Source organism: Escherichia sp. 93.1518 (assembly GCF_013368915.2).
In the GTDB taxonomy this organism is placed as follows: domain Bacteria; phylum Pseudomonadota; class Gammaproteobacteria; order Enterobacterales; family Enterobacteriaceae; genus Escherichia; species Escherichia ruysiae.
This window is the reverse complement of the sequence record NZ_JABWMT020000001.1, coordinates 57237-83992: the sequence shown is the minus strand read 5'-3', so window position 1 is coordinate 83992 and position 26756 is coordinate 57237. Positions and strand designations below refer to the sequence as shown.

Sequence of the window (26756 nt, the reverse complement as noted above, 5' to 3'; positions counted from 1 at the left end):
AAAATTATTCAGAGCCATGCATTTTGCATGGCTCTGGCATACAATTTATTACCAATACCCCTAAATTTCCCCTCCCCAGCGGCGCAGAGATGAGTATAATTAGCGCCCCTGTACCAGGCCGCAATCGAACTTTATCTGGTTTTCTCGTTTCACTAACCGAAGGAGTGCCATTTATCATGAAATTGCACCATAGAATGCTCCGGCATTTTATCGCCGCAAGTGTCATTGTGCTGACATCTTCCTTCCTTATTTTTGAACTTGTCGCCAGCGACAGAGCTATGAGTGCTTATTTGCGCTATATCGTCCAGAAAGCAGACTCCTCCTTTCTCTACGACAAGTATCAAAATCAGAGCATTGCCGCACACGTGATGCGCGCGCTTGCTGCGAAACAGTCTGAGGTGTCGCCAGAACAGCGACATGCCATCTGTGAGGCTTTTGAGTCTGCCAACAATACCCATGGCTTAAACCTGACTGCCCATACTTATGCGGATTTACACGGAACATTGCAGACCGCATCCACTGACTGCGACACAATTGTCGAAGCAGCGGCGCTATTACCGGCATTTGATCAGGCGGTGGAAGGTAACCGCCACCAGGATGATTACGGTTCCGGTCTTGGGATGGCCGAAGAGAAATTTCACTATTATCTCGATCTCAATGACCGCTATGTCTATTTTTACGAGCCGGTCAATGTTGAATACTTCGCGATGAATAACTGGTCCTTCCTGCAGTCAGGAAGCATTGGTATTGATCGTAAAGATATTGAAAAAGTGTTTACCGGTCGCACCGTATTATCGAGCATTTACCAGGATCAGCGTACTAAACAGAATGTGATGAGTTTGCTGACGCCAGTCTATGTTGCCGGGCAATTAAAAGGTATTGTGTTGCTGGATATTAGTAAAAACAATCTGCGCAATATTTTTTACACTCATGACCGCCCTCTCCTCTGGCGTTTTCTCAATGTTACGCTAACCGATACCGATTCGGGACGCGACATTATTATCAATCAGAGCGAAGATAATCTGTTTCAGTATGTCAGTTACGTCCATGACTTGCCTGGCGGCATTCGTGTTTCGTTATCCATTGATATTCTTTACTTTATTACATCATCATGGAAAAGCGTTGTATTCTGGCTGCTGACAGCATTGATATTACTCAACATGGTACGGATGCACTTCCGCCTGTACCAAAACGTGACTCGCGAAAATATCAGTGATGCGATGACCGGGCTATATAATCGCAAAATATTAACGCCTGAACTTGAGCAGCGTTTGCAGAAACTGGTGCAATCCGGTTCTTCGGTGATGTTTATTGCGATTGACATGGACAAGTTAAAGCAAATAAATGACACCCTCGGTCATCAGGATGGCGATTTAGCCATTACGTTATTAGCTCAGGCGATTAAACAGTCGATTCGTAAAAGCGATTATGCCATCCGTCTCGGTGGAGACGAATTTTGCATTATTCTGGTCGATTCGACGCCGCAAATTGCAGCACAACTGCCTGAACGTATCGAAAAACGTCTGCAACATATCGCGCCGCAGAAAGAGATCGGCTTCTCTTCCGGTATTTACGCGATGAAAGAAAACGATACGTTACATGATGCATATAAAGCTTCCGATGAGCGTTTATATGTCAATAAGCAGAACAAAAACAGCCGTTCATGATAATCTTCTGTGGTTGTTTGCTTGTAATCTCAGGAGCATGAAATGACTGAAATGGCTAAAGGAAGCGTGACGCATCAGCGGTTAATCGCTTTATTATCACAAGAAGGCGCTAACTTTCGCATCGTTACCCACGAAGCGGTGGGTAAATGCGAAGCGGTGTCAGAAATTCGTGGCACCGCTTTAGGTCAGGGTGCTAAGGCACTGGTGTGTAAAGTCAAAGGTAATGGCGTAAATCAGCATGTTCTGGCGATCCTCGCTGCCGATCAACAAGCTGACCTTAGCCAACTCGCCAGCCACATCGGCGGGTTACGTGCTTCGCTGGCCAGCCCGGCGGAAGTCGATGAACTGACAGGCTGTGTCTTCGGTGCTATCCCGCCATTCAGCTTCCACCCAAAACTCAAACTGGTTGCCGACCCGCTACTCTTTGAGCGATTCGATGAGATCGCCTTCAACGCGGGTATGCTGGATAAATCCGTTATTCTGAACACCGCAGATTATTTACGCATTGCACAACCCGAACTGGTCAAATTCCGTCGTACTACGTAACTAGCTGGTTCGTTCAATAAGCAGAACAGATAGCACCAGCACAACCGCAATGGCAAAAAACGATGACGTGATAATCAGTGTCTCAACGAACATTTGATCGTTCATGGTCTTACCCCAGGGGATACCTGTTTTCACGTTATTGTTAGCGCACACAAATGGCAATTTGATGACAATTTGCCTGATTTTTTATGCATAACACGTAATTGTTCTCTGCTTCCTCTCATCAGCAGGCGTAAAGTAGGCAGGCTTATTATTTTTTGGCAAGGAAACCACGATGTTTGATGTCACTTTGCTGATCCTGCTCGGGTTAGCTGCGCTGGGCTTTATCAGCCACAACACCACTGTCGCCGTTTCAATTCTGGTGTTAATCATTGTCCGCGTCACACCGTTAAGCACCTTTTTCCCGTGGATCGAAAAACAAGGACTGAGTATCGGGATAATCATTCTGACTATCGGCGTAATGGCTCCTGTAGCCAGCGGGACACTGCCGCCATCGACACTTATTCACTCGTTTCTGAACTGGAAATCGCTGGTGGCAATTGCCGTGGGAGTGATTGTCTCCTGGCTTGGCGGACGCGGCGTGACCTTGATGGGCAGCCAGCCGCAACTGGTTGCCGGGCTGCTGGTGGGCACGATTTTAGGCGTGGCGCTGTTTCGCGGTGTGCCGGTCGGTCCGCTTATTGCCGCAGGTCTGGTCTCCCTGATCATCGGGAAACAGTAGTTAATCCCGCAATATATCGGCCTGGGGTTTGCCCCAGGCCTTTCTTAAACATGGTAATAAAAGCCGTTGTTGAATCATACCCCAGCATATGCGCCACTTTCTGTACACTATCGCCGTTCACTAACCTCTGAAGTGCCAGAATGAGCTGCAACTGATGACGCCACTGACGAAAGCTCAACCCCGTCTCTTTAACTATCAACCTGGCGAGATTGCGTTCACTCATCGCAAAAAAATTTGCCCATTGCCCCAATGTCCCCCATTCGACGGGCTCTTTTGCCATTGTATCCACCATCACGCGGATTTTGGGGTGCGAAGAAACGGGTAACTGCAACTGTTGTTGCGGTTGCTGAGGGAGTTCATCAAACAGCACCTGAATTAATCTGCGCGTCATTGGTTCAGCACGTTGAGCTGCTGTTCTTTTTGCCAGCGTTAAAATTAATTCACGACATAAAGGCGCAATTTTCAGCGTGCAACATTTGCCCGGCATTATCACCGCACTGGATTCAATAAATAAAAAACAAAGCTCGGCATTCGCTGTTACCTGATTACTATGCTCCACACCGCCTGGAATCCATACTGCATATTGTGGCGGCACCATCCACAGCGCATTTTCCACCGTACAGGTAATGGCTCCACGCAGAGCCAGTATCAGCTGCCCTTTGCGGTGCTGATGTACAGGACTGGTCAATTCATCCTTTCCGGCATGAATACAAAATGCGACCGCCGTTTCATGGTGAAGATCGGGTTCATAACCATTGAGATTTAACCTGTGCATCATTTTGTCCGAATTTAGCGATAATTTGTCATTTTAGCTTGATTCAACATAACAATAAAAACAGTAAGGTAGAGCCTCGCTTGTAACAATGAGATATCTATGATCCGTTCAACTTCATTAAGCGGCAAAAACAGGATTGTCCTGATAGCCGGCGTTCTAATGATTGCCACCACACTCCGTGTTACCTTCACCGGCGTAGCACCGTTACTGGATACCATTCGTTCCGCTTACTCACTGACGACGGCGCAAACAGGGTTACTGACGACCTTACCTTTATTAGCCTTTGCGCTGATATCTCCTCTTGCCGCGTCGGTGGCACGTCGTTTTGGTATAGAGCGCAGCCTGGTGGCAGCATTACTTTTGATTTGTGCTGGCATAGCAATTCGCTCTCTTCCTTCGGCTTACTTATTATTTGGCGGTACGATTATCATTGGCTGTGGGATTGCATTAGGGAATGTCTTGCTACCAGGTCTCATTAAACGCGATTTTCCCCATTCCGTCGCCAGACTTACCGGCGCATATTCCCTGACGATGGGCGCTGCAGCGGCTCTGGGGTCAGCTCTGGTGGTGCCGCTGGCTTTGAACGGTTTTGGCTGGCAGGGCGCGTTGCTCATGCTGATGTGTTTTCCTCTGCTGGCTCTATTTATATGGCTGCCGCAATGGCGTAATCAACAACATGTGAATTTGAGTACCTCACGCGCCTTACATACCCGGGGTATCTGGCGTTCACCGCTTGCCTGGCAGGTAACATTGTTTCTTGGGATCAACTCACTGGTCTATTACGTGATTATCGGCTGGCTTCCGGCGATCCTCATCAGTCACGGCTACAGCGAGGCACAGGCAGGTTCGCTGCATGGTTTGTTGCAATTAGCCACTGCTGCTCCCGGTTTGCTGATCCCACTTTTCTTACATCATGTGAAAGATCAACGCAGTATTGCCGCTCTGGTCGCCTTAATGTGCGCAGTGGGTGCGGTTGGGCTCTGCTTTATGCCAGCACACGCTGTCACCTGGAGTCTGCTTTTCGGTTTTGGTTCCGGGGCAACAATGATACTTGGACTAACGTTTATCGGACTGCGAGCAAGCTCTGCGCATCAGGCCGCTGCTCTTTCGGGTATGGCACAATCCGTCGGGTATCTGCTGGCAGCTTGTGGGCCGCCGCTAATGGGCAAAATACACGATGCTAACGGTGACTGGTCCACGCCACTGATTGTTGTCGCAATTCTTTCACTGCTGATGGCGATTTTTGGACTTTGCGCCGGAAGAGACAAAGAAATTCGTTGATGTCCGGTGCTATAGTGACGATGCAAATCATGCGTGAAAGGGAGAACAAACACGATGAATATTCAGTGTAAACGCGTTTATGATCCGGCTGAACAGAGCGATGGTTATCGCGTACTGGTCGACCGTCTCTGGCCGCGTGGTATCAAGAAAACTGATTTAACACTTGATGAGTGGGATAAAGAGATCACGCCGTCAACGGAGCTGCGCAAAGCCTTTCACGGCGAAGTGATCGATTTTAAAACCTTTCGCGAACAATATCTTGCAGAACTGGCGCAACACGAGCCAGAAGGGAAACGGCTGGCGGAAATCGCCCAAAAACAGCCGCTGACCCTGCTCTACTCGGCAAAAAATACCACGCAAAACCATGCGCTGGTGCTGGCCGACTGGCTGCGAAGCTTGTGATTTTAGCCTGGCATCCGGCGGTTATTTTTCACCCGCCGGATGATCCCGTCGCCATAATGCCCATTCATCAATCGTTTCACCGCCCGGTAATTTGCAATTGTTGCTGACCCCTTGCGATGTCTGCACGGGAATGAGCGTACCGCCTTTCTGTTGGCAGTAGACCGACGCCGGATTCGCCATCCCAACATGCGGCGGTTTTGGTGCGTCGGGTTGAGAAGTGGTTGAACATCCCGCAAGAATTAACAGGCAAGGCAGAGTAAAACTGATAATTTTCATTCGTTGATCTCATACGTTTATCTACGCCTTAGAGTATCGCGGTATCGTTTTGTTTTGCAGCACTATTTCCTTTACATTCACTTAAAATATATTACGGCTAGTTTCATCTTCTTTGATGATGTTTTATCATGCCTACAAAGATTAAATAATCAGCATTTTACCCGCCGTATCCTGGAGTTCTTTCGTGTCAGATCAGATTATTGCCCGCGTCTCGCAGTCACTCGCCTCAGAACATTCTCTGGAAAGTCTGGTTCGGCAACTTCTGGAGATGCTGGAAATGGTCACCGACATGGAATCGACCTATTTGACAAAGGTGGATATTGACGCGCGACTGCAACATATCCTGTTTGCCCGTAACAGCCAGAAAATGCACATCCCGGAGAATTTTACCGTCTCGTGGGATTACTCGTTGTGCAAACGCGCCATTGATGAAAACTGTTTTTTCAGCGATGAAGTTCCAGGCCGTTGGGGTGACTGCATTGCGGCACGCAATCTTGGTATTACCACATTCCTGAGCACACCAATTCACTTACCGGATGGATCATTCTATGGCACGCTTTGCGCCGCCAGCAGTGAAAAGCGCCCGTGGAGTGAACGCGCAGAGCAGGTTTTGCAGCTATTCGCCGGACTGATTGCACAATATATTCAAAAAGAGGCGCTGGTTGAGCAATTACGTGAAGCCAATGCCGCTCTGATTGCGCAATCTTACACCGACTCTTTGACCGGCCTACCGAATCGGCGGGCGATTTTTGATAATCTGACGACGCTGTTTTCCCTCGCTCGGCATCTGAAGCGTAAGGCAATTATTGCTTTTATCGACCTGGATAACTTCAAATTAATCAACGACCGATTTGGTCACAATAGCGGCGATCTGTTTCTTATTCAGGTTGGCGAGCGCCTCACCAGGCTACATCAGAATGGCGAGATTATTGGTCGTCTCGGCGGCGATGAATTTTTGGTCGTTGCCCTGGCTAATGAAAATGCCGATATCCAGTCACTGCGTGAGCGTATCCAACAGCAAATACGTGGAGAATATCACCTGGGTGATATTGATCTGTTTTATCCTGGCGCCAGTCTTGGCGTAGTAGAAGTGGATCCTGAAACCACCGATGCAGACAGTGCCCTACATGCTGCCGATATCGCGATGTATCAGGAGAAAAAACACAAACAGAAACCCCCTTTTGTCGCGCATTCAGACAGGCACTCCTGAGGCGTATTCACATCCTTTTCTTTGGTGGTAACATGCGAATCGGTATTGTTTTTCCCGTCGTGATCTTTATTACGGCAGTCATATTTTTAGCGTGGTTTTTTATTGGCGGCTATGCGGCCCCAGGGGCATAAAGATGAAAAAAACAACGATTATTATGATGGGCGTGGCGATTATTGTCGTTCTTGGCACCGAGCTGGGATGGTGGTAATACCGCGTCGAAAAAATAGCAAAGGCTGCCTGTAGGCAGCCTTTGTGCTTTTCAGTATTAACTTTTGACTTTTCTGTAGATAAACAGCACGACCAGCGCACCAATCACGGCAACCACAAAACTACCAAAGTTGAAGCCATCGACTTTGCCAAAACCAAACAGTGTACTGATCCATCCACCAACTACGGCACCGATAATTCCCAGCAGGATGGTCATAAAGAATCCACCACCATCTTTACCAGGCATGATCCACTTCGCCAGAATACCGGCAATAAGTCCAAAAATAATCCATGACAGAATGCCCATTGTTTCCTCACTTATCTGTTTTGCATTAGCGGGTTAGTCGCTGATAAAAAGCATAGCACAACATAAGAGAGGCAAGAATTGTGATATGTGTCACAGAGCATTTTTTTTACGATGGCGCAGAATTAGCGCCATCTACATTAGCAATAATTACCAACCACACACATCATGTTCATTTTCCGTGTCATAAGAACGCACGGTATTGACGAGATCTTTTATCACTTCGGCCGCCACTTCTGGCACCAGTAATGTCATCGGCGTCTCTGTTTCGTAATCGACAGAAACGCCATTACTGTTATTGGTGACGGTTACGGTATACGTTGCTTTGCCCATAATTCATTTCCCGCTATGAATGACTTTCCGTTGTTTTGCACCTTCCATCAGGACTTCAGGAGCAACGAAGAAGTCGATGTTGAAATAAGTATCGTCAGTCATGGCTTCAATATTGTGCCACTTTTCCGGCGGGAACACTGCGAATTGACCTGCTTCGATGAGGATCACCTGATCAGGTTCTGCGCTGTGTTCATCGGCGTAGCCGAGATATTTGACCGCCCCATGCATAACGGACAGGCGTGGATAAACACCCGGACGCGTTCCTTTATCAAGATGACGTTCGAATATTCCGGCAGGCGCAGTTTGTTTATTCCAGAAAGGTGTTGAGCGCGTATGAATGTAATTTTGTGGGATTTGCAGCATTTTTTTCCCTCCTTCGGTAAATATGCTGAAAACCATTTATTCCAGCCGTTTCAGGGTACGCCTGATAATTTGCATTTTAAATACCATTTATTGGTTACTTTTTAACGTCATCCAGGCGAAATATAGATGTATTTCAGGAGGGAAGCCCGCAGCATCGCGGGCTGAAAGCATCAGGACTGCAGCGTCGCCAGTCGTGCGGCAAAACCCACAAACATCAGGCCAATCAGCGAGTTGCCCACTTTAGCCAGTTTCTTTTTGGTTCGAATGTACTGCGTGACAAAAGCACCAGAAATAATCAGGAAGCTCAAATAACAGAAGCTTACCAGTTCCAGAGTTGTCGCCAGAATAAAGAATGAAATCCCCGTATGTGGCGCATTAACATCGATAAACTGTACAAAAAACGACACATAGAACAAAATGGCTTTCGGATTGGTCAGACTCAAAATTAACGCGCGCTTGAAAATAGCGCCATATTGAGGTTCATCTGATTTGGCCTCGCTATTTTTACCCTTCAGGGTAGCGTAAAGAATTTTACTCCCCAGATAGAGCAAATAAAACGCGCCAAGATAACGTACAATATTGAATAATATCGGTGTGGTCTTAATTAAGGTTGCTACACCGGCCCACGCCAGAAACATCAATACTGCATCGCCAATAAATACACCACAGGCCGCAAGATAACCGCCTTTCACTCCACTGCTAACGCTATTTTTAAGCACAAACAGGGTATTCGGCCCTGGCACCAGCACGATAAAAATGGCCCCAACCAGATAGGTCCAGTAATTCAGAACCCCATATTCTGCGAACACATTAACCTCTTTAATTCTCTTTGGATCATGCGCGATTAAAGGTGAATATGCTAACCAATCCGCAACGGCTTAGAAAGGAGAAAATCAGGTTTTAACCTGACAATAACCTGAGAATAGAGTAAAAAATGGCGCTCATTCCAATGAAAAATTCGGGTAATGATTTGCAAAATACTGGCGCAAAAACTCTACCGTAATCCTTACTTTTGCGGATGTCGCCAACCTTGAGACATAAACAGCCCAGACATTTGCTGGCTGATAATATTCAGGTAAAACCTGTACCAGATGTCCACTGGCAATATTTTCACTAACGTCCCACCAGGAGCGCAGCGCAATCCCTTGTCCATCGAGACACCACTGATGGACAATTTCACCATGATTAGACGACATCGGTCCGGTGACTTTAATGGCATGGTGACCCTCTTTATTGCGCAATTGCCAGACACCAAACGGATGATCGCGCTCTTTTATGACCAGGCAGGGTAATGCAGAAAGATCCGTTAAATGTTTCGGTGCACCATATCGCGCAATAAACTCCGGCGACGCGCAGAGAATACGGTAATTGGTCGCCAGTTTACGGGCAATTAAGTTAGGTGCAATGTCGTCGCCAATACGAATATCCAGATCGACCCCTTCATTGACCAAATCGACCAACCGGTCTTCCACATCAAAACGTAACTCCAGTTGCGGATACGCCTTCGCCAGTGCTGACAGTGCCGGAGCTACCACCTGCCGTCCAAAACCAAAACTGCTGATAATACGCAGCATTCCCTGCGGCACCTGGCGCACGTCGGAAAGCTCATCCATCATCTGCCCGACATCCTGCAAAATCCGCTGCGCCCATTCATAAATCCGCTCACCTTCCTCGGTAATGGTGACGCGACGGGTGGTGCGGTGTAATAGCACCACGTTCAGAGTTTGCTCCAGCAAGGCGATGCGCTTGCTGACGAAGGCCGGTGAAACGCCTAATTCTTCCGCCACGGCGGCAAAACCAGCCCGGCGAGCCACCAGCATAAAGACGCGCAAATCGTTCAGCAGCGGTAAATTATTCATGATTCGTGTTTTATGTTTCACCAGTTGCGGGGATTAATTCCTGATCAGTCAATTATAGGATGGTGGAGTTGTCAATTTTGCTGATCAGGAAGTGAGAACCTAATGATGAAAACGATGCGTATTGCTGCGATCCCTGGAGACGGGATTGGCAAAGAAGTCCTTCCTGAAGGGATTCGTGTGTTACAGGCTGCTGCTGAACGCTGGGGCTTTGCCTTAAGTTTTGAGCAGATGGAGTGGGCAAGCTGCGAGTATTACAGCCATCACGGCAAAATGATGCCGGACGACTGGCATGAACAACTCAGCGGTTTCGACGCTATCTACTTTGGTGCCGTCGGCTGGCCGGATACCGTTCCGGACCATATTTCGTTATGGGGATCGCTGCTGAAATTTCGCCGCGAGTTTGATCAGTACGTCAACCTGCGCCCGGTACGCCTCTTTCCCGGCGTTCCCTGCCCACTGGCGGGTAAACAGCCTGGCGACATCGATTTTTACGTGGTGCGCGAAAATACGGAAGGCGAATACTCGTCTCTGGGCGGTCGACTGAATGAAGGAACGGAACATGAAGTTGTCATTCAGGAATCAGTATTTACCCGCCGTGGCGTCGATCGCATTTTGCAATATGCTTTTGAGCTGGCACAAAGCCGCCCGCGCAAAACCCTGACTTCTGCCACGAAATCTAACGGTTTAGCCATTAGTATGCCGTACTGGGATGAGCGAGTAGAAGCAATGGCAGAAAATTACCCGGAAATCCGCTGGGACAAGCAGCATATTGATATTCTCTGTGCGCGCTTTGTGATGCAACCGGAACGCTTTGATGTGGTAGTAGCGTCTAATTTATTTGGCGATATTCTTTCCGATCTTGGCCCGGCCTGCACCGGCACCATCGGCATTGCCCCATCCGCCAACCTGAATCCGGAACGCACTTTCCCGTCGCTCTTCGAGCCTGTCCACGGTTCCGCGCCGGATATCTACGGGAAAAATATTGCTAACCCTATCGCCACAATTTGGGCCGGTGCAATGATGCTCGATTTTCTCGGCAATGGCGATGAGCGTTTCCAGCGAGCGCACAACGGCATTCTGGCAGCGATTGAAGAAGTGATTGCTCACGGGCCGAAAACACCCGATATGAAAGGTAATGCCACCACGCCACAGGTTACCGACGCGATTTGCAAAATTATTTTGCGTTAAGGTCGAACCAGTTTATTTGAACCGCGTCACTGACGCGGTTTTTTTATTCGTTCTTTACAGTAAATAACCTGCGTCATTTCACCTTTTATTGTTTCCGTTCCGTGTTTTATGGCTTTCCGTATTCTTAATTGTTTAATTTATGTAACATGTAAATAATCAATTTGTTAAACGCAACAAAAAGTTCATTACCCTGCAAATAATTACAACTGGCAAAAGCCAGCGACGGGCTTTTATGCCCAGGAGATGACTCATGATGAGCAATGTTAAGAAAAAAGATTTGCCGCTGATTAGCATCAGCCTGGTGGCCATTCTTTTCATCGCAGCCACATTAAGCCTTTTTCCGCAACAGTCGGCCGACGCGGCCAACGCAATATACAGTTTAGTTACCCGCACGCTGGGTTCCGCCGTACAGGTATTAGTTTTGCTGGCAATGGGGCTGGTAATTTATTTAGCCACCAGCAAATATGGCAATATTCGTCTTGGCGAAGGTAAGCCGGAATACAGTACGCTCTCCTGGCTGTTTATGTTTATTTGTGCCGGATTAGGTTCCTCCACGCTTTATTGGGGCGTAGCGGAGTGGGCCTATTATTATCAAACGCCTGGTTTAAATATCGTGCCGCGTTCACAGCAGGCACTGGAATTTAGCGTTCCCTACTCCTTTTTCCACTGGGGCATCAGCGCCTGGGCAACTTATACGCTGGCCTCATTAATCATGGCTTACCACTTCCATGTGCGGAAAAATAAAGGTCTGAGTCTTTCCGGCATTATTGCTGCCATTACCGGTGTTCGCCCGCAAGGCCCATGGGGAAAACTGGTCGATTTGATGTTTCTGATCGCCACTGTCGGCGCGCTGACCATTTCTCTGGTGGTGACGGCGGCAACCTTTACCCGTGGGCTTTCCGCGCTGACCGGTTTGCCGGATAACTTCACCGTGCAGGCATTTGTGATCCTGCTTTCCGGCGGCATTTTTTGCCTTAGTTCGTGGATAGGTATCAACAACGGTTTACAACGTCTGAGCAAAATGGTCGGCTGGGGCGCATTCCTGCTGCCATTGCTGGTTTTGATTGTCGGTCCAACCGAATTTATTACTAACAGCATCATCAATGCCATCGGCCTGACCACACAAAACTTCTTACAGATGAGCTTATTCACCGATCCGCTTGGCGATGGCTCATTTACCCGCAACTGGACCGTTTTCTACTGGCTCTGGTGGATCTCTTACACCCCCGGCGTGGCAATGTTCGTCACCCGCGTATCACGTGGTCGTAAGATCAAAGAAGTTATCTGGGGGTTGATCCTCGGTAGCACCGTCGGCTGCTGGTTCTTCTTCGGCGTGATGGAAAGTTTTGCTATTCATCAGTTTATCAAAGGGATAATCAACGTTCCGCAGGTGCTGGAAACGTTGGGCGGTGAAACGGCCGTTCAACAAGTTCTGATGTCGTTGCCAGCCGGTAAATTGTTCCTCGCCGCTTATCTGGGCGTGATGATTATTTTCCTCGCCTCGCATATGGATGCAGTGGCCTACACCATGGCAGCGACCAGCACGCGGAATCTTCAGGAAGGTGATGATCCAGACCGTGGCCTGCGTCTTTTCTGGTGCGTGGTAATCACCCTGATCCCGCTTTCAATTCTGTTCACCGGTGCATCGCTGGAAACCATGAAAACTACCGTCGTGCTCACTGCCCTTCCCTTCCTCGCCATTTTACTGGTGAAAGTGGGCGGATTTATTCGCTGGCTGAAACAGGATTACGCCGATATTCCGGCTCATCAAATTGAACATTATCTCCCGCAGACACCGGTTGAAGCCCCGGAAAAAACGCCAGTGCTCCCTGCGGGAACCGTATTCAAAGGCGACAACTGAGCGCCATCATCCTAACGATAAAGGTATCCCTATGAGCAATCTGAGCCCTGACTTTGTACTACCCGGAAATTTTTGCGCTAACCCGCAAGAGGCGTGGACCATTCCTGCCCGTTTTTATACCGATCAGAACGCCTTTGAACACGAAAAAGAGAACGTCTTTGCCAAAAGCTGGATTTGCGTCGCTCACAGTAGCGAACTGACGAATGCCAATGATTACGTAACGCGTGAGATCATTGGCGAAAGCATCGTGCTGGTACGCGGTCGTGATAAGGTTTTGCGCGCGTTCTATAACGTTTGCCCGCACCGTGGTCATCAGTTATTGAGCGGTGAAGGGAAAGCGAAAAATGTGATTACCTGCCCGTATCACGCCTGGGCATTCAAACTCGATGGCAACCTGGCCCATGCGCGTAACTGTGAAAACGTCGCCAATTTCGATAGCGACAAAGCGCAACTGGTTCCGGTGCGTCTGGAAGAATATGCCGGATTCGTCTTCATCAACATGGATCCCAACGCCACCAGCGTAGAAGATCAGCTACCAGGCCTGGCGGCAAAAGTGCTGGAAGCCTGCCCGGAAGTCCACGACCTGAAACTGGCGGCTCGTTTTACTACCCGCACACCTGCTAACTGGAAGAACATTGTCGATAACTATCTCGAATGCTATCACTGTGGTCCGGCGCATCCAGGTTTCTCAGACTCCGTTCAGGTTGATCGTTACTGGCACACCATGCACGGCAACTGGACGCTGCAATACGGTTTCGCCAAACCGTCCGAGCAGTCTTTTAAATTTGAAGAAGGTACAGACGCTGCGTTCCACGGTTTCTGGCTGTGGCCGTGCACTATGCTGAACGTGACGCCAATCAAAGGGATGATGACAGTCATTTATGAATTCCCGGTGGATTCTGAAACTACCCTACAAAACTACGATATCTACTTCACCAATGAAGAGCTAACCGACGAGCAAAAATCGCTGATTGAGTGGTATCGCGATGTGTTCCGCCCGGAAGATTTACGGCTGGTTGAAAGCGTGCAGAAAGGGCTGAAATCGCGTGGCTATCGTGGTCAGGGGCGCATCATGGCCGACAGTAGCGGTAGCGGAATTTCCGAACACGGTATCGCCCATTTCCATAATCTGCTGGCGCAGGTGTTTAAGGACTAATGACATCGGCGGCGGTATTTTCCGCCGCCGGGCTGATTTTTGATGGAGTACAGCAATGTCAGACTATCAAATGTTTGAAGTACAGGTGAGCCAGGTTGAACCGCTTACCGAACAGGTGAAATGCTTCACGCTAGTGACAACCGATGGCAAACCGCTGCCTGCGTTCACCGGCGGAAGTCACATCATTGTGCAGATGAGCGATGGTGATAACCAGTACAGCAATGCTTATTCACTACTAAGTTCACCGCTCGACACCTCTTGTTATCAGATTGCCGTTCGGCTGGAAGAAAACTCGCGCGGCGGTTCACGCTTTTTGCATCAGCAGGTAAAAGCGGGCGATCGGTTGACCATCTCGACACCCAATAACCTGTTTGCTCTGGTTCCCTCGGCTCGAAAGCATCTGTTTATCGCGGGCGGCATTGGTATCACCCCTTTCCTGTCGCATCTGGCAGAGTTGCAACACACGGACGTCGACTGGCAGTTACATTATTGTTCGCGGAGTCCAGAAAGTTGCGCGTTTCGTGATGAATTAAACCAACATCCGCAGACTGATAAGATTCATTTTCATCACTCATCGATCGGAACGCGACTCGAATTAGTGCGATTATTGGCGGATGTCGCCCCAGGCACACACATTTATACCTGTGGCCCCGAGGCTCTGAATGACGCGCTGAGAAGTGAAGCAGCGCGTCTGGGTATCGCCTCCAACACGCTACACTTTGAACAATTTGCTATTGAAGACAAAACCGGCGATGCCTTTACGCTGGTACTCGCCCGTTCCGGGAAAGAGTTTGTAGTACCAGAAGAGATGACCATTTTGCAGGTCATTGAAAATAACAAAGCGGCAAAAGTGGAATGTTTATGTCGTGAAGGGGTATGCGGAACCTGTAAAACAGCAATTCTGGAAGGTGAAGCCGATCATCGGGACCAGTATTTTAGCGATGAAGAGCGCGCCAGCCAGCAGAGTATGTTGATCTGTTGTTCGCGCGCGAAGGGTAAACGACTGGTGTTGGATTTGTAGTTTATCCGAAGCCGGATGCGGCGCTGGTTGCGCCTTGTCCGGCTTACGAACGTTTTACTGCGGATATTCCTGCAATAAATTATGTAATGCTTCCGCCATCAACTCACCACGCCAGCCGGAAATCAGCTCAGGCAAATTGTTCTGCGGTTTTAATTTCCAGTGCCAGTTCAGCAGTTGGTTGATTTGCCGACGCGATGCCAGCAATTCGACGCTGATCTTGTGCGTTTCGCTCACGTCAGTAATCAGCGACTTAATCGCTTTAAACGCTTTGCGATAACCGGGCATATCCATCAGGTTAAGCATTGGCTGCGGTAAGGCCTCTTCCGGCAATGCCTGCGCTTTCTCTACCAGCGCCAGCAGCGTTTTACCGTGGAAGCGAATTTCACTACCGGATAAGCCCAGACTGTCCAGTTCGCCCAGACTCCCTGGCATATAACGCGCTACCGACCACAAATGTTCTTCACGCACGACAAAGTTCACCGCCAGATCTCGCTCCCGCGCCTTGCGCAGTCGCCAGTCGGCTAACAGTTGCAAACAGGCCAACTGACGTGTACGTAGCTGCCAGGCATTGGTGATATCACGCCAGGCATCTTCCGGCGCAACGACCTCCTGACGACGCGTTTGCATCAGGCGACATTCATCCAGCGCCGCAGGTAGCCAGCCAGAGGCTTCGGTTTCAACCATCAGTTTTGCGGTGATCGGTAACAGATACCAGACATCCGCCGCCGCGTATTCGCACTGACGTTCGGTTAGCGGTCTGGCGAGCCAGTCGGTGCGCGATTCACTCTTGTCCAGCGTAACGCCGGAATACTCTTCTACCATGGAGGCAAACCCCCATGACATCGGGCGTCCGCAGAATGCGGCGAGGATTTGCGTGTCAATCAGGGGTTGTGGTAATTCACCAAAGACATTGAGGAACACTTCCAGATCTTCACTGCCCGCATGGAGAAATTTGGTGATGGAAGGATCGCGCAGGATCGCTTTCAGCGGTGACCAGTCGGTGATCCCGAGTGGATCGATTAGCGCCAGATGCTCGCCATCAAAAAGTTGAATCAACCCCAGCTGCGGGTAATAAGTGCGCGTACGTACAAATTCAGTATCCAGGGCTATCGCCGGAAAGGCACGGACGGCTTCACACAAAGAAGCCAGCGCATCGTCCGTGGTAATCATTTGGTAATTCAAATTGTATTCTCTTTAGTGGGCGTCAAAAAAAACGCCGGATTAACCGGCGTCTGACGACTGACTTAACGCTCAGGCTTTATTGTCCACTTTGCCGCGCGCTTCGTCACGTAATTCTCGTCGCAAAATTTTTCCGACGTTAGATTTCGGTAACTCATCACGAAACTCCACCAGCTTCGGTACTTTGTAGCCCGTGAGCTGACGGCGGCAAAAGGTCACCAGTGACTCTTCGGTAAGCGATGGATCTTTTTTCACTACGAAGATTTTCACCGCTTCACCACTGGAGCCAGAAGGTACGCCAACAGCCGCCACTTCCTGTACGGCTGGGTGCTGCATGACCACATCTTCAATCTCGTTGGGATAGACGTTAAAGCCGGAAACCAGAATCATGTCTTTTTTACGATCGACAATGCGCAGGAATCCTTCTTCATCCATCACTGCGATATCGCCAGTGTGTAACCAACCATTTTTGATGATTTCATCGGTGGCATCCGGGCGCTGCCAGTAGCCCAGCATCACCTGTGGACCTCTGACACAAAGTTCGCCTGGTTGCCCCGGTGGTACTTCGTTATCATCATCATCCACCAGTTTGGCTTCCGTCGATGGCACCGGTAATCCAATGCTACCGCTGTGATAATCAATATCATACGGGTTAACGCTCACCAGCGGCGCACACTCGGTTAAGCCATAACCTTCCAGCAGATATTGTCCGGTCAGTTTCACCCAACGTTCTGCTACCACTTGCTGAACGGGCATCCCGCCACCTGCGGACAAATGCAAACTGGAGAAATCCAGTTGCTGGAACTCTTTATTGTTCAGCAACGCGTTGAACAAGGTGTTAACGCCGGTGATAGCGGTAAACGGGTATTTCGCTAACTCTTTCACCAGCCCCGGAATATCGCGTGGGTTGGTTATTAATAAGTTCTGCCCGCCCAGCTCAATAAACAGCAGGCAGTTAATGGTTAGTGCAAAGATGTGATACAGCGGCAGCGCCGTCACCACCAGCTCTTTACCCGGATGCAGCAGCGGCCCATAGGTCGCGTTAACCTGCTCCAGGTTTGCCAGCATATTGCGGTGAGTCAGCATCGCGCCTTTCGCCACACCAGTGGTGCCGCCGGTGTATTGCAGGAAGGCTAAATCTTCCGGCACCAGTTCAGGTTTGACGTACTGCATCCGGTAGCCGTTATGCAGGGCGCTACGAAATGAAATAGCATCTGGCAGATGGTATTTCGGCACCAGACGTTTGATGTATTTAACAACGAAGTTAACTACCGTGCCTTTTGCCGTGGAAAGCTGATCGCCCATACGGGTCAGAATAACGTGCTGGACGGCGGTTTTATCGACCACTTTTTCCAGGGTATGGGCAAAGTTAGACACGATGACAATCGCCGATGCGCCGCTGTCGTTGAGCTGATGCTCAAGTTCGCGTGGAGTATACAAGGGGTTAACGTTTACGACGATCATCCCGGCACGCAGAATACCAAACAGCGCCACCGGATATTGCAATAAGTTAGGCATCATCAGCGCAACGCGATCGCCCTTCTTCAGCCCCAGCCCTTGTTGCAAATAAGCGGCAAATGCGCGACTGCGCTCTTCCAGCTTGCGGAAGGTCATCACCTCCCCCATATTCACAAACGCTGGCTGATCGGCGTAGCGCGCGACCGACTGCTCAAACATATCCACCAGAGATTGATAACGGTCAGGGTTGATCTCCGTCGGAACATCGGCGGGATAACGGTTAAGCCAAACCTTCTTCAATTCTTCACCTCTAAAATGCGTGTTCGTCGTCATCGCAACCCCAAGTGACATACATGTTGTTAACATAATATTAACTCATCATACCAGCTTGATAATTCCCCAACGAAAAGGTTGCGAAGCGCGTCACTATTTATTTTTATATTTACCGTAAGAATGCAGAAACAGCGGACCAGCCGCTGTTTCTTTTTCTTTAAAAACAAGCAATTATTCAGTTACAACTGTTTGTACTCTCGCGGGGCCAGGATTATACCAGCCCCATCCGCCGTAACCATAGGGCCAGCCTCGACCGCCATAAAACCACGGATCAATCGGCTGAGGCGGCATAATCACCTGCTGGGTTAAATGCCAACGTTTATAACCCGTTACCTGCATCACCATAAATTTATAGGGCGTGTTGCCGATTTTGCCGTCAACCGCACCGGTGATTGGCCCAACTACCGTGACCAGTTGTCCACGGAAATCGACCGGATCAAGAAAACCATTCACATCTGCATAAATGCGCCCGCGAGAAGGCTCTCCCAGCGTCGGCCTGGCTCCGCTATCGAGCGGTACGGTGGCAATTTCCAGACGGGTTTTCCCCTGCTGGTTTTGTACCGCAACCACTTTGCCACCAAAGCGCGCCTCCTGACCAACGTACAGTTGCGGCGCGCTCATCACCCGAACTAAATCTTGTTGCGGCGTGGGACTGCTGCCTTTAATGGCGTCCGGCACAGTGACACAACCGCTCAGCATTAGCGCAAACGTACCTGCCAGTATGCCTTTGATAACATTCTTTTGAACCGCCATGATGCGACTCCTTTTTTTCTCAGGGCATACTCTTAAGATTCATTCTTTGCCCGGAAGTTTCTTCCACGCGACGTTGTTACGTAAATAAACCGGCTCGGCATGTTCCACCGCCACCGTTTTACCCTCGGCAAACATCAGACAGGCAATCGGCAGCATATCTTCTGCGGCGGGCAGTAACACTTCACCATCGCGCAGAACCAGCCCGCTCTCTTTGCCAAGATCCGGCCAGGCTTGCCAGCCCGTCCCCACCGTCACCCAGTCACCGGAAAGCTGCTGCATCCGCTCATGAACGAGTTCTGGTTTGAGTACGGCTTCGGTTTCTTCACCGTGCCAGATACCGTTTTCATCACGCTGATATTCAGCCCAGTAAACTTCGCCCATCCGCGCGTCAATGGCTGCCAGCACGCGGGTTGCGCCGTTTTTGCGCCACGCCCCTTGCGCCATCGTCATTAGCGTGGAGACGCCAATCATCGGCAGCTCCGCGCCAAGCGCCAGCCCTTGCGCAATGCCAATACCAATACGCACGCCGGTAAAGCTACCGGGGCCACGTCCGTAAGCCAGAGCATTAATGTCAGTCAGGGAGGTTCCGCTGGTGGTCAGGATATCCTGCACCATCGGTAAGATTCGTTGAGTATGTTCACGAGGGCAAAGCTCAAAATGAGCGTTGACAGTACCGTCGTTCCACAGGGCGACAGAGCAGGCCTCTGTCGCGGTATCGATAGCCAGAATTCGCATGGGTCTTCGTGCTTAGATCAATAAAAAGGCGCGCATCATACCATACTCAATAACAAATTACCTGGAGGATGGTATCGCAAGGAAGCGAACCGCACGGGCAATGTCACGGGTACGCGGCGCGGGCGGCAAGCTGGCGAGGAACGTTGCACCGTAAGGACGCATCACCAGTCGATTGTCACAAATCACCAGCACGCCACGATCGTCGGCATCGCGAATCAGTCGCCCTACGCCCTGCTTGAGAGTAATGACCGCATCCGGGAGCTGCACTTCATCGAACGGGTCACCACCGCGCAAACGGCAATCTTCCATGCGTGCTTTTAACAGTGGGTCATCCGGCGAGGTAAACGGCAACTTGTCGATAATCACCAGCGACAGCGTATCGCCGCGCACGTCCACCCCTTCCCAGAAACTGCTGGTCGCCACAAGAAGCGCGTTACCGGCGCTAACAAACTGCTGCAACAGTTGCCCTTTGCTGGTTTCGCCCTGTAACAAAACGGGAAGCGTCATGGTGGCGCGGAATTGCTCAGCCAGATCGCGCATCATGGCGTGTGAGGTACAAAGCATAAAACAACGACCATTGTTGGCTTCGATGATCGGTCGCAGCATTGCCGCCAGTTGCCGTGCGGAACCCGGTTGATTGGTTTGCGGCAGGTTACGCGGCACACAGAGTAACGCCTGGCGGCTGTAATCAAATGGGCTGGGTAACAACAACGACTCCGCCTGTTCTATCCCAAGCCGAGAGGTGAAATGATGCAGATCGTCATTCACCGACAATGTTGCCGAGGTAAAGATCCAGCTACCGGGCTTTTGCTCCATTAACTCTTTGAATTTATCCGCCACGCTTAACGGCGTCAGCGCCAATGTAAAATGGCGCGAAGTACATTCGTACCAGTAACTGTAGCCTGGCTGATTGATCTCTTTTAGCCGTTTCAGTCGTGTGCGATATAACGTAGCGCGTTCAAATGCCGCATCCAACAACGCGGAACGCCCCAGCGACAATTTCGCCACGTCATAACAAAGTTCAAGGGTGTCATCGAGCAGTAAAAACGCTCGCTGAATTTGCGGATTAGCTAACAGTTCGCGCAGATTGCCGCGATAACCCGGCTCACCGAGTTGCAGACGAAAATCCTGCGTGCTCTGGGCAAGGCGGTCGGCGCACTTTTGCAACTGTTGAGTGTCTTTTAATTCAGTGCGATAGGCGATGGTGATGTCTTTTGCCAGATCGAGCAATTGTCGACTGGAGAGTGACTGCCCAAAGTACTGGCTGGCAATGTCCGGCAACTGGTGGGCTTCGTCGAAGATCATGACGTCTGCTTCCGGGATCAGTTCGCCAAAACCACTCTCTTTCACCACCATATCCGCCAGAAACAGATGATGGTTTACCACCACCACATCGGCATCCATCGCTTTTTTGCGTGCTTTGACCACAAAGCAATCTTTATACATCGGGCAGTCGCTGCCGAGGCAGTTATCGTTGGTGCTGGTGACCAGCGGCCACGCCTGTGAATCTTCCGCCACGCTAACGCAGGTGCTGATATCACCATCGATTGTTTGATTAGACCAGGAGCGTAGTAGGATCACATCGCTTAAAATTTGTACCGGCAGATCGCCGCCCGCCAGCGCCTGCTGTTCGAGACGTTCGAGGCAGAGATAGTTTGAGCGCCCTTTCAGCAACGCCATGTTGCCCGTGTATTTCAACGCCTTTGCCACCGTCGGCAAATCGCGGCTGTAGAGCTGATCCTGCAATGCTTTAGAGCCGGTCGAGATAATGACTTTCTTTTTCGCCCGCAGCGCAGGGGCCAGGTAAGCGTAGGTTTTGCCCGTACCGGTTCCCGCTTCCACCACCAGCGGCTGGCTTTTTTCTATCGCCCCAGCGACGGCTACCGCCATCTGTCGCTGTGGTTCACGCGGCTTAAAGCCAGGTATCGCTTTCGCCAGTTGACCGTCTGGTGCAAAATCGTCCGTCACACTACCCCCTGTTGATTTGAACAGGGATTATGTCAGGCCAGGTTGCTTTTCGCCAGCTGAAGTGGTGACGGCGACCTTACATTGTGGCAGTCTTTGCAGCACAAAAATGGAATGATGATGAGGACAAAATGATGACTATCGTTCGTATTGACGCCGAAGCCCGCTGGTCTGATGTGGTGATCCACAACAACACGCTCTACTACACCGGTGTACCGGAAAACCTCGATGCCGATGCGTTTGAGCAGACCGCGAATACGCTGGCGCAAATTGACGCAGTGCTGGCAAAACAGGGCAGCAATAAGTCGAGTATTCTGGATGCCACGATTTTCCTGGCCGATAAAAACGACTTCGCTGCAATGAATAAAGCCTGGGACGCCTGGGTTGTCGCGGGCCATGCACCTGTGCGCTGCACGGTACAAGCGGGATTGATGAACCCGAAGTATAAAGTTGAAATTAAAATTATTGCGGCGGTCTAATTCCGGAAGATAATTATATCAAGGCAAAAATCACACGATAATTTATCGGAAAACTGGTCGATTATGAACAAATCGGCCAGTGCTTAAGATCTTACTTTAGATGGGTAGCACCCCGGCTGATAATTTATTTTTATGATTCCTATTGTATTTATACAAAAATGATATTAATCGCAAAAACCAAACCATTATGTTAATCACTCGATTAACTTACGCTGCTTTTCTTTCTTGTCCTTCATTACCTGAACAATCTGGCTGGGGCACTACGATTCGCTGTTAATTTTCGGCACATCACTAGATAACCCGCCATGACCTGCTACCTTTAAAATACCTGAATGTCAACAGGTTAACTAATGAGATATCGTTATAATCCTTTTGATATTAGGCGCAATTTAATGTCATATATAGTCTTATCGATCACGTGGTTAATTTAAGGACAAGAATATGCCTGCTGTAATAGATAAAGCCCTGGATTTTATTGGTGCCATGGATATATCAACACCAACCCCCAGCTCTATGAATGAAAGTACGGCGAAGGGAATATTTAAATATTTGAAAGAACTGGGAGTACCCGCGAGTGCCGCCGATATTACTGCGCGAGCCGAACAGGAAGGCTGGAATCCGGGATTCACGGAAAAAATGGTGGGATGGGCAAAAAAAATGGAGTCTGGTGAACGCGTGGTGATAAAAAATCCAGAATACTTCTCGTCTTATATGCAGGAAGAGCTCAAAGCACTGGTATAAGTTAAATCTCTACCAACAAAAATGAGCCAGGACGCTTTTTATCACAGAAAAGCGTCCTTTTTTCTAACCATCAAAAACACTGCTTAATTCATTCAACCAGTACAGCCCCACAATTTTCTGGTTCAAACGCTACGGGCCAAATGGTTCGCTTGTCATAATGCGCCCTGTTGAAACCAACATTGTATTACTCATCTTCATCCTCAAAACGCGCCACGATCCGCTCGCCGGAATGGTTGGCGCGTAACTCTTCGGCTACCAGTGCGATTGCCTGACCGCTGCTCATCCCCTGTGCCATCAGTTCCTGAATACGCTCAACGGCTTTTTGCTGCTGTTCATGGGTGAGTGAAGGTAAACCTGCAAACATTGTTAACTCCTGCTAAATTGTTGGCGCTAATTATTTCATGCTACCCGGCACATCGCCAGTAGAGTCAGGACTGATGAAGACGTTATCTCCCGCTGTGATTACTTTACCCTGGCGTCAGGACGCCGCTGAATTTTATTTTGCCCGCTTAAACCACCTGCCGTGGGCGATGCTTTTGCACTCTGGCTATGCCGATCATCCGTATAGCCGCTTTGATATTGTGGTGGCAGACCCGATTTGCACCTTAACAACTTACGGCAGTGAAACTGTTTTGTGTAAAGGAGAAACCCGCACAACAACCACTGACGATCCGTTAACAGTACTCCAGCAGGCGCTGGAGCGTGCAAACATTCACCCGTCGCATAACGATGATTTGCCATTTCAGGGTGGCGCGCTGGGTTTATTTGGTTACGATTTGGGTCGCCGTTTTGAGTCACTGCCAGAAGTGGCGCAGAGAGATATCGACCTGCCTGATATGGCGGTAGGTATCTACGACTGGGCACTGATTGTCGACCACCAGCGCCAGGCTGTTTCTTTGCTGAGTCATGATGATGTCAATGCCCGTCTGGCCTGGCTGGAAAACCAGCAAATCACACCGCAGGGTGATTTTGCGCTAACCTCTGCCTGGCAATCTAATATGAACCGCGAACAGTATGGCGAAAAATTTCGTCAGGTGCAGGAGTATCTGCACAGTGGCGACTGTTACCAGGTGAATCTCGCCCAGCGTTTTCAGGCTACCTATTGCGGTGATGAATGGCAGGCATTCGTTCAGCTTAATCAGGCCAATCACGCGCCGTTTAGTGCCTTCCTGCGCCTGGAACAAGGCACAATTTTAAGCCTCTCGCCAGAGCGTTTTATTCTTTGTGATGACGGTGAGATCCAGACCCGTCCGATTAAAGGCACACTGCCGCGTCTGCCCGATCCTCAGGAAGATAGCAAACAGGCAGAAAAACTGGCGAACTCGCCAAAAGATCGCGCTGAAAACCTGATGATTGTTGATTTAATGCGTAATGATATTGGTCGCGTTGCTGTGCCAGGTTCAGTCAAAGTGCCGGAACTGTTTGTGGTGGAACCTTTTCCCGCTGTGCACCACCTGGTGAGCACCATTACGGCTCAACTACCTGAACAACTTCATGCCAGCGATCTGCTGCGCGCGGCTTTTCCCGGAGGCTCAATCACCGGTGCACCGAAAGTACGGGCAATGGAAATTATCGATGAACTGGAACCGCAGCGACGCAACGCCTGGTGCGGAAGCATTGGCTATTTGAGCTTCTGTGGCAATATGGATACCAGCATCACCATCCGCACGCTGACTGCCATTAACGGTCAAATTTACTGTTCTGCGGGCGGCGGTATTGTCGCCGATAGTCAGGAAGAAGCGGAATATCAGGAAACTTTTGATAAAGTTAATAGGATATTACGCCAACTGGAGAAGTAAGACGTGGACTACCGTAGCCTGACGCTTGATGAATTTTTATCGCGCTTTCAACTTTTGCGCCCGCAAATAAACCGGGAAACCTTAAATCGTCGTCAGGCTGCCGTGTTAATCCCCATCGTTCGCCGGTCGCAGCCGGGGTTATTGCTCACACAGCGTTCGATTCATCTGCGCAAACACGCCGGACAGGTGGCGTTTCCGGGTGGTGCTGTAGATGATACTGATGTGTCAGTGATCGCCGCCGCGCTGCGCGAAGCTGAAGAAGAGGTCGCTATTCCCCCTTCCGCCGTAGAAGTTATCGGTGTGCTGCCGCCTGTCGATAGCGTAACTGGCTACCAGGTAACGCCAGTGGTCGGCATTATCCCGCCTGATTTACCTTATCGCGCCAGTGAAGATGAAGTTTCCGCAGTGTTTGAAATGCCGCTCGCCCAGGCATTACATCTGGGTCGTTATCACCCTTTAGATATCTACCGCCGTGGTGATTCACATCGGGTATGGCTTTCCTGGTACGAACAGTATTTTGTATGGGGAATGACCGCAGGCATAATTCGTGAGCTGGCGCTGCAAATTGGTGTGAAATCCTGACTATACTTATCTTTACATCTACAAAACACTACTTGAGACAATCATCGCAATATTAGTTAAATCGCGGTTTTTGATTAGTTTAATTCATGTGAATAGTTAAGCCTGTCGCCGCGTTCCCTCTTACACTATGCGTTGTTATTAGTTCGTTACTGGAAGTCCAGTCACCTTGTCAGGAGTATTATCGTGATTAGTCTATTCGACATGTTTAAGGTGGGGATTGGCCCCTCATCTTCCCATACCGTAGGGCCTATGAAGGCAGGTAAACAGTTCGTCGATGATCTGGTCGAAAAAGGCTTACTGGATAGCGTTACCCGCGTTGCCGTGGACGTTTATGGTTCACTGTCGCTGACGGGTAAAGGCCACCATACCGATATCGCCATTATTATGGGTCTTGCAGGTAACGAACCTGCCACCGTGGATATCGACAGTATTCCCGGTTTTATTCGCGACGTAGAAGAGCGCGAACGCTTGCTGCTGGCGCAGGGTCGGCATGAAGTGGATTTTCCGCGTGACAACGGAATGCGTTTTCATAACGGCAACCTGCCGTTGCATGAAAACGGTATGCAAATCCACGCTTATAACGGCGATGAAGTCGTCTACAGCAAAACTTATTATTCCATCGGCGGCGGCTTTATCGTCGATGAAGAACATTTTGGTCAGGATGCCGCAAACGACGTGAGCGTGCCGTATCCGTTCAAATCCGCCACCGAGCTGCTGGCGTACTGCAATGAAACCGGCTATTCCCTTTCCGGCCTGGCAATGCAAAACGAACTGGCGCTGCACAGCAAAAAAGAGATCGATGAATATTTTGCTCATGTCTGGCAAACCATGCAGGCATGTATTGATCGCGGGATGAATACCGAAGGCGTATTGCCTGGCCCGCTGCGTGTTCCGCGCCGTGCGTCTGCCCTGCGCCGGATGCTGGTTTCCAGCGATAAACTGTCTAACGATCCGATGAATGTCATCGACTGGGTAAATATGTTTGCGCTGGCGGTAAACGAAGAAAACGCTGCGGGTGGTCGCGTGGTAACTGCACCAACCAACGGTGCGTGTGGCATCGTTCCGGCAGTGCTGGCTTACTATGACCACTTTATTGAATCGGTCAGCCCGGACATCTATACCCGCTATTTTATGGCGGCCGGGGCAATTGGCGCTTTGTATAAAATGAACGCCTCTATTTCCGGTGCTGAAGTAGGTTGTCAGGGCGAAGTGGGTGTTGCCTGTTCAATGGCTGCTGCGGGTCTTGCAGAACTGTTGGGCGGTAGCCCGGAACAGGTTTGCGTGGCGGCGGAAATTGGCATGGAACACAACCTTGGTCTGACTTGTGACCCGGTTGCGGGTCAGGTTCAGGTGCCGTGCATTGAACGTAACGCCATTGCCTCTGTGAAAGCGATCAATGCCGCACGCATGGCCTTACGCCGCACCAGTGCACCGCGCGTCTCGCTGGATAAGGTCATCGAGACAATGTACGAAACGGGTAAAGACATGAACGCCAAATACCGTGAAACCTCTCGCGGCGGTCTGGCAATTAAAGTCCAGTGTGACTAATACTTTTCTTTCGC

General features: G+C 49.9%; 31 protein-coding genes. 17 read left to right on the top strand and 14 right to left on the bottom strand.

Annotated features, from left to right (window positions below; translation table 11 throughout):
* Positions 1–176: 176 nt before the first annotated feature.
* Together dgcJ and yeaK are read left to right on the top strand one after the other, a co-directional pair.
* Positions 177–1667 carry a diguanylate cyclase DgcJ gene (gene dgcJ, locus HEN21_RS00465; RefSeq protein ID WP_176252047.1) on the top strand — a complete coding sequence of 497 codons (1491 nt, stop codon included), beginning with the start codon at positions 177–179 and terminating at the stop codon, positions 1665–1667.
* Positions 1668–1709: 42 nt separating this feature from the next.
* Complete coding sequence (gene yeaK, locus HEN21_RS00460) at positions 1710–2213, top strand: mischarged aminoacyl-tRNA deacylase (RefSeq protein WP_000138049.1); 504 nt, start codon at positions 1710–1712, stop codon at positions 2211–2213.
* Here the strand turns inward: yeaK and yoaI are convergent, their stop codons facing one another.
* Positions 2214–2318, bottom strand: coding sequence for a small membrane protein YoaI (gene yoaI / locus HEN21_RS00455; protein WP_000999631.1), 105 nt, complete (start codon positions 2316–2318; stop codon positions 2214–2216). It abuts the gene before it with no gap.
* 169 nt (positions 2319–2487) lie between these two features.
* Here yoaI and HEN21_RS00450 point away from each other — a divergent pair, with 169 nt between their 5' ends.
* Positions 2488–2934, top strand: a complete 447-nt coding sequence (locus tag HEN21_RS00450; protein ID WP_000460713.1) for a DUF441 domain-containing protein — start codon at positions 2488–2490, stop codon at positions 2932–2934.
* Here the strand turns inward: HEN21_RS00450 and HEN21_RS00445 are convergent.
* On the bottom strand, positions 2918–3712 hold the full coding sequence (locus HEN21_RS00445) for an AraC family transcriptional regulator (RefSeq protein ID WP_105284788.1): 795 nt from the start codon (positions 3710–3712) through the stop codon (positions 2918–2920). The genes HEN21_RS00450 and HEN21_RS00445 overlap by 17 nt on opposite strands.
* A 96-nt stretch (positions 3713–3808) precedes the next feature.
* Here HEN21_RS00445 and nimT point away from each other — a divergent pair, with 96 nt between their 5' ends.
* The gene (nimT, locus tag HEN21_RS00440) at positions 3809–4990 is read left to right on the top strand and encodes a 2-nitroimidazole transporter (RefSeq protein ID WP_176252048.1); all 1182 of its coding nucleotides are present in this window, start codon (positions 3809–3811) and stop codon (positions 4988–4990) included.
* Between the two features lie 54 nt (positions 4991–5044).
* A complete protein-coding gene (locus HEN21_RS00435) occupies positions 5045–5392 on the top strand; it encodes a DUF488 domain-containing protein (protein WP_010354172.1) in 348 nt (115 codons plus the stop codon).
* A 21-nt stretch (positions 5393–5413) separates the two neighbouring features.
* On the opposite strand, the gene HEN21_RS00430 is transcribed toward HEN21_RS00435, so the two are convergent.
* On the bottom strand, positions 5414–5668 hold the full coding sequence (locus tag HEN21_RS00430; protein ID WP_000691925.1) for a putative hemolysin: 255 nt from the start codon (positions 5666–5668) through the stop codon (positions 5414–5416).
* 184 nt (positions 5669–5852) lie between these two features.
* On the opposite strand from HEN21_RS00430, the gene HEN21_RS00425 reads away from it, so the two are divergent.
* From HEN21_RS00425 to yoaJ, 3 genes are read left to right on the top strand one after another with little or no spacing between them, the layout of a single operon-like run.
* Positions 5853–6878, top strand: coding sequence for a sensor domain-containing diguanylate cyclase (locus HEN21_RS00425; RefSeq protein ID WP_010349484.1), 1026 nt, complete (start codon positions 5853–5855; stop codon positions 6876–6878).
* A 32-nt stretch (positions 6879–6910) separates the two neighbouring features.
* Positions 6911–7009, top strand: coding sequence for a YoaK family small membrane protein (locus tag HEN21_RS00420; RefSeq protein ID WP_032155883.1), 99 nt, complete (start codon positions 6911–6913; stop codon positions 7007–7009).
* A 2-nt stretch (positions 7010–7011) separates the two neighbouring features.
* Positions 7012–7086, top strand: a complete 75-nt coding sequence (gene yoaJ, locus HEN21_RS00415) for a protein YoaJ (RefSeq protein ID WP_001386836.1) — start codon at positions 7012–7014, stop codon at positions 7084–7086.
* Positions 7087–7143: 57 nt separating this feature from the next.
* On the opposite strand, the gene HEN21_RS00410 is transcribed toward yoaJ, so the two are convergent.
* The 5 genes from HEN21_RS00410 to dmlR form a co-directional block, all read right to left on the bottom strand.
* The gene (locus tag HEN21_RS00410) at positions 7144–7392 is read right to left on the bottom strand and encodes a GlsB/YeaQ/YmgE family stress response membrane protein (protein ID WP_000512152.1); all 249 of its coding nucleotides are present in this window, start codon (positions 7390–7392) and stop codon (positions 7144–7146) included.
* Between the two features lie 147 nt (positions 7393–7539).
* Entirely contained in the window at positions 7540–7722 is a 183-nt protein-coding gene (locus HEN21_RS00405; RefSeq protein ID WP_000513737.1) for a DUF1869 domain-containing protein, read from the bottom strand.
* Between the two features lie 3 nt (positions 7723–7725).
* Complete coding sequence (gene yeaR, locus HEN21_RS00400) at positions 7726–8085, bottom strand: DUF1971 domain-containing protein YeaR (protein ID WP_000939314.1); 360 nt, start codon at positions 8083–8085, stop codon at positions 7726–7728.
* 170 nt (positions 8086–8255) lie between these two features.
* Positions 8256–8894 (bottom strand): leucine efflux protein LeuE, encoded by a 639-nt coding sequence (gene leuE, locus HEN21_RS00395; RefSeq protein WP_000457214.1) that lies wholly within the window; start codon positions 8892–8894, stop codon positions 8256–8258.
* 132 nt (positions 8895–9026) lie between these two features.
* Positions 9027–9944 (bottom strand): DNA-binding transcriptional regulator DmlR, encoded by a 918-nt coding sequence (dmlR, locus tag HEN21_RS00390; protein ID WP_016158134.1) that lies wholly within the window; start codon positions 9942–9944, stop codon positions 9027–9029.
* Positions 9945–10046: 102 nt separating this feature from the next.
* On the opposite strand from dmlR, the gene dmlA reads away from it, so the two are divergent.
* The 4 genes from dmlA (at position 10047) to yeaX (ending at position 15170) form a co-directional block, all read left to right on the top strand.
* Positions 10047–11132, top strand: a complete 1086-nt coding sequence (dmlA, locus tag HEN21_RS00385) for a multifunctional D-malate/3-isopropylmalate/tartarate dehydrogenase (RefSeq protein WP_000978480.1) — start codon at positions 10047–10049, stop codon at positions 11130–11132.
* 250 nt (positions 11133–11382) lie between these two features.
* Positions 11383–12993 (top strand): BCCT family transporter YeaV, encoded by a 1611-nt coding sequence (gene yeaV / locus HEN21_RS00380; protein ID WP_000987501.1) that lies wholly within the window; start codon positions 11383–11385, stop codon positions 12991–12993.
* Positions 12994–13024: 31 nt separating this feature from the next.
* On the top strand, positions 13025–14149 hold the full coding sequence (gene yeaW / locus HEN21_RS00375; RefSeq protein WP_105286877.1) for a carnitine monooxygenase, oxygenase subunit YeaW: 1125 nt from the start codon (positions 13025–13027) through the stop codon (positions 14147–14149).
* 55 nt (positions 14150–14204) lie between these two features.
* A complete protein-coding gene (gene yeaX / locus HEN21_RS00370) occupies positions 14205–15170 on the top strand; it encodes a carnitine monooxygenase reductase subunit YeaX (RefSeq protein WP_176252049.1) in 966 nt (321 codons plus the stop codon).
* Between the two features lie 54 nt (positions 15171–15224).
* Here the strand turns inward: yeaX and rnd are convergent, their stop codons facing one another.
* The 5 genes from rnd to HEN21_RS00345 form a co-directional block, all read right to left on the bottom strand.
* On the bottom strand, positions 15225–16340 hold the full coding sequence (gene rnd, locus HEN21_RS00365) for a ribonuclease D (protein WP_021550660.1): 1116 nt from the start codon (positions 16338–16340) through the stop codon (positions 15225–15227).
* Positions 16341–16421: 81 nt separating this feature from the next.
* Positions 16422–18107: a long-chain-fatty-acid--CoA ligase FadD gene (fadD, locus tag HEN21_RS00360; RefSeq protein WP_105286879.1), complete on the bottom strand. Its 1686-nt coding sequence runs from the start codon at positions 18105–18107 to the stop codon at positions 16422–16424.
* A gap of 204 nt (positions 18108–18311) precedes the next feature.
* On the bottom strand, positions 18312–18893 hold the full coding sequence (yeaY, locus tag HEN21_RS00355; RefSeq protein ID WP_000290576.1) for a Slp family lipoprotein YeaY: 582 nt from the start codon (positions 18891–18893) through the stop codon (positions 18312–18314).
* A 39-nt stretch (positions 18894–18932) separates the two neighbouring features.
* Positions 18933–19628, bottom strand: a complete 696-nt coding sequence (tsaB, locus tag HEN21_RS00350; RefSeq protein WP_001220970.1) for a tRNA (adenosine(37)-N6)-threonylcarbamoyltransferase complex dimerization subunit type 1 TsaB — start codon at positions 19626–19628, stop codon at positions 18933–18935.
* Between the two features lie 57 nt (positions 19629–19685).
* Positions 19686–21596, bottom strand: coding sequence for an ATP-dependent DNA helicase (locus tag HEN21_RS00345; RefSeq protein ID WP_176252050.1), 1911 nt, complete (start codon positions 21594–21596; stop codon positions 19686–19688).
* A gap of 131 nt (positions 21597–21727) precedes the next feature.
* Between HEN21_RS00345 and HEN21_RS00340 the strand changes: the two genes are divergently transcribed.
* Together HEN21_RS00340 and HEN21_RS00335 are read left to right on the top strand one after the other, a co-directional pair.
* Positions 21728–22072, top strand: a complete 345-nt coding sequence (locus HEN21_RS00340; protein WP_024191110.1) for a RidA family protein — start codon at positions 21728–21730, stop codon at positions 22070–22072.
* 441 nt (positions 22073–22513) lie between these two features.
* The gene (locus HEN21_RS00335) at positions 22514–22813 is read left to right on the top strand and encodes a DUF1889 family protein (protein ID WP_001111982.1); all 300 of its coding nucleotides are present in this window, start codon (positions 22514–22516) and stop codon (positions 22811–22813) included.
* Between the two features lie 184 nt (positions 22814–22997).
* Here HEN21_RS00335 and HEN21_RS00330 read toward each other — a convergent pair whose 3' ends face one another.
* Entirely contained in the window at positions 22998–23177 is a 180-nt protein-coding gene (locus HEN21_RS00330) for a YoaH family protein (RefSeq protein ID WP_000457334.1), read from the bottom strand.
* Between the two features lie 73 nt (positions 23178–23250).
* Between HEN21_RS00330 and pabB the strand changes: the two genes are divergently transcribed.
* From pabB to sdaA, 3 genes are all read left to right on the top strand, one after another.
* On the top strand, positions 23251–24612 hold the full coding sequence (gene pabB / locus HEN21_RS00325; RefSeq protein WP_000854959.1) for an aminodeoxychorismate synthase component 1: 1362 nt from the start codon (positions 23251–23253) through the stop codon (positions 24610–24612).
* Positions 24613–24615: 3 nt separating this feature from the next.
* Positions 24616–25194: a CoA pyrophosphatase gene (locus tag HEN21_RS00320; protein ID WP_176252051.1), complete on the top strand. Its 579-nt coding sequence runs from the start codon at positions 24616–24618 to the stop codon at positions 25192–25194.
* A gap of 183 nt (positions 25195–25377) precedes the next feature.
* Positions 25378–26742 carry an L-serine ammonia-lyase gene (gene sdaA / locus HEN21_RS00315; protein WP_000624293.1) on the top strand — a complete coding sequence of 455 codons (1365 nt, stop codon included), beginning with the start codon at positions 25378–25380 and terminating at the stop codon, positions 26740–26742.
* Positions 26743–26756 lie beyond the last annotated feature (14 nt).

Coding starts and splice junctions, on each gene's coding strand:
- dgcJ (WP_176252047.1), top strand. CDS start 177: ATGAAATTGCACCATAGAATGCTCCGGCATTTTATCGCCGCAAGTGTC.
- rnd (WP_021550660.1), bottom strand. CDS start 16,340: ATGATTACCACGGACGATGCGCTGGCTTCTTTGTGTGAAGCCGTCCGT.
- yeaY (WP_000290576.1), bottom strand. CDS start 18,893: ATGGCGGTTCAAAAGAATGTTATCAAAGGCATACTGGCAGGTACGTTT.
- HEN21_RS00410 (WP_000512152.1), bottom strand. CDS start 7,392: ATGGGCATTCTGTCATGGATTATTTTTGGACTTATTGCCGGTATTCTG.
- nimT (WP_176252048.1), top strand. CDS start 3,809: ATGATCCGTTCAACTTCATTAAGCGGCAAAAACAGGATTGTCCTGATA.
- yeaR (WP_000939314.1), bottom strand. CDS start 8,085: ATGCTGCAAATCCCACAAAATTACATTCATACGCGCTCAACACCTTTC.
- yeaX (WP_176252049.1), top strand. CDS start 14,205: ATGTCAGACTATCAAATGTTTGAAGTACAGGTGAGCCAGGTTGAACCG.
- yeaK (WP_000138049.1), top strand. CDS start 1,710: ATGACTGAAATGGCTAAAGGAAGCGTGACGCATCAGCGGTTAATCGCT.
- HEN21_RS00340 (WP_024191110.1), top strand. CDS start 21,728: ATGACTATCGTTCGTATTGACGCCGAAGCCCGCTGGTCTGATGTGGTG.
- yoaI (WP_000999631.1), bottom strand. CDS start 2,318: ATGAACGATCAAATGTTCGTTGAGACACTGATTATCACGTCATCGTTT.
- HEN21_RS00330 (WP_000457334.1), bottom strand. CDS start 23,177: ATGTTTGCAGGTTTACCTTCACTCACCCATGAACAGCAGCAAAAAGCC.
- HEN21_RS00430 (WP_000691925.1), bottom strand. CDS start 5,668: ATGAAAATTATCAGTTTTACTCTGCCTTGCCTGTTAATTCTTGCGGGA.
- yeaW (WP_105286877.1), top strand. CDS start 13,025: ATGAGCAATCTGAGCCCTGACTTTGTACTACCCGGAAATTTTTGCGCT.
- HEN21_RS00435 (WP_010354172.1), top strand. CDS start 5,045: ATGAATATTCAGTGTAAACGCGTTTATGATCCGGCTGAACAGAGCGAT.
- HEN21_RS00405 (WP_000513737.1), bottom strand. CDS start 7,722: ATGGGCAAAGCAACGTATACCGTAACCGTCACCAATAACAGTAATGGC.
- HEN21_RS00450 (WP_000460713.1), top strand. CDS start 2,488: ATGTTTGATGTCACTTTGCTGATCCTGCTCGGGTTAGCTGCGCTGGGC.
- pabB (WP_000854959.1), top strand. CDS start 23,251: ATGAAGACGTTATCTCCCGCTGTGATTACTTTACCCTGGCGTCAGGAC.
- HEN21_RS00445 (WP_105284788.1), bottom strand. CDS start 3,712: ATGATGCACAGGTTAAATCTCAATGGTTATGAACCCGATCTTCACCAT.
- tsaB (WP_001220970.1), bottom strand. CDS start 19,628: ATGCGAATTCTGGCTATCGATACCGCGACAGAGGCCTGCTCTGTCGCC.
- dmlR (WP_016158134.1), bottom strand. CDS start 9,944: ATGAATAATTTACCGCTGCTGAACGATTTGCGCGTCTTTATGCTGGTG.
- HEN21_RS00335 (WP_001111982.1), top strand. CDS start 22,514: ATGCCTGCTGTAATAGATAAAGCCCTGGATTTTATTGGTGCCATGGAT.
- dmlA (WP_000978480.1), top strand. CDS start 10,047: ATGATGAAAACGATGCGTATTGCTGCGATCCCTGGAGACGGGATTGGC.
- yeaV (WP_000987501.1), top strand. CDS start 11,383: ATGATGAGCAATGTTAAGAAAAAAGATTTGCCGCTGATTAGCATCAGC.
- HEN21_RS00420 (WP_032155883.1), top strand. CDS start 6,911: ATGCGAATCGGTATTGTTTTTCCCGTCGTGATCTTTATTACGGCAGTC.